This is a genomic window from Flavobacterium sp. (genome assembly GCF_003525665.1).
In the GTDB taxonomy this organism is placed as follows: domain Bacteria; phylum Bacteroidota; class Bacteroidia; order Flavobacteriales; family Flavobacteriaceae; genus Flavobacterium.
This window is the reverse complement of record NZ_DQDX01000189.1, coordinates 1-1,572: the sequence shown is the minus strand read 5'-3', so window position 1 is coordinate 1,572 and position 1,572 is coordinate 1. Positions and strand designations below refer to the sequence as shown.

The following is a 1,572-nucleotide window of genomic DNA, read 5'->3' as shown; positions in this document are numbered from 1 at the left end:
ATCTGAAATCTGCCATCTGAAACCTGAAAACTGAAATCACTCCATTCCATCAATTTTCACATTCATTTTTCCTGTAGCGTTAATAAATGCAATAATTGCGTCGTTGGTTAATTCTACTTTTTCAAATTCAAAATCATCCATTGTTCCGTTCACGAAAACACCTTTCATTGGTGAATAATTGCTCAAGTAAGGTAGCATATTTTTCTTTCCTTCGGCTAAATTATCTTTGATAGAATAACGACAATTTTCCTGAATTTTTTTCAAAATCGTTCCTTGTAAAAGCCAGTTGGCAGTTTTAGTTAGGATACCTTTTGTGTTTAGCACATAATCCATCTGATCAAAATAAATTTCTTTGGTAGCCGAATTGTAATTTGGAATTCCACTTAAATAAATCGTTCCGTTGATGCTTCCTGTCATATCGAGTGCAATAATCATTTTGCCATCTTTAGACCATAAATCGACTTTTTGAACTACAATTTTTCGACTTCCAGAAGCAAATTCTTTTCCTTGAAAATTTTTAGTAATAATTCGTGAAGCACTATCGTAAGTAGAAATTGCTGCAATCGAAGCCGTTGTTTTATTCGGCATTTTGGTAACCGATTTAAAAGTTACCGATTCTCTATTGAACGAAATTTTTGGCTGTTGTCCAACCATGGTTTGCATGCTACATTTTAATCCGAGTTCCATTTCGATTTTGCTTTTTCTCAAAACAGCATCGGTTACATAAACCTCAATCGGATTTAATTTGAACCAAGTTTCATATTGCTCACTTGTTAAAAATGGCGTACTCATTTTTTCTAAAACATCTAAAACATAAGGTTTGAAATCGCACGATTTTTCGATTGCGTCATCAATTTTTTTAGCCACTTTCGATTTAAAAATGGATAAAGTTGGATTGATAATATACGTAATCGGAACTTTTTTTCCGGCAACCAATATCGAGGGACTTTCGCTCCATTCGAAATCTTCAATTTTAGAAGTCGTATTCATCTTCCAATTGGATAATTTAGCATCGCTTAGCAACGTTATGGTTCCGTTTAAATTGATTTCTCTCGTGTCGTTCAATCCCATAAAATCGGTTCCGTACTTAAATTTTGACCAAATTTTTAAAGGTAAAATCGACTGGATTTTGCCGTCTTTTTCTATTAATTTGATAGTTCCAGTTTTCCAAATCTTCATTTCGCTTTTATCATCTTCAAGATTATTATCTTCATAAATCAATCCGGAAAGTGATTTATTTAACTGATTTTCAATTTCTTTCAAAGTGATTTCCATTGGCATATCAACAAATGAAGTCGTAGTTTTATAAACCATCGGAACATTTTCTGAAGGCATTGGTTTTAAAGCTGCGATTTTGTTACTTGTAGAACATCCAAAAAGAAATGACAAACTCAATAAAGACACTATTTTTTTCATTTTTAAAATTTGATATAAAAATTCTAAATTATTTTTGGTGTGAATGTAACAAAAAAATAAAACCTATGTCTAATAAGAAGATGTTAAATTACCGCTTTTGAGTTTAAATGATTTAAATTTGCATCACATTAGTTTCAATTTTGAAATAGTAAATAT

The 1,572-nt window shown here is 31.2% G+C and carries 1 protein-coding gene; it reads right to left on the bottom strand.

What is annotated here, in order from left to right; genetic code table 11:
• Window positions 1-36 precede the first annotated feature (36 nt).
• On the bottom strand, window positions 37-1,416 hold the full coding sequence (locus DIU01_RS13340; RefSeq protein ID WP_290835238.1) for a DUF4403 family protein: 1,380 nt from the start codon (window positions 1,414-1,416) through the stop codon (window positions 37-39).
• Between the last annotated feature and the right edge of the window lie 156 nt (window positions 1,417-1,572).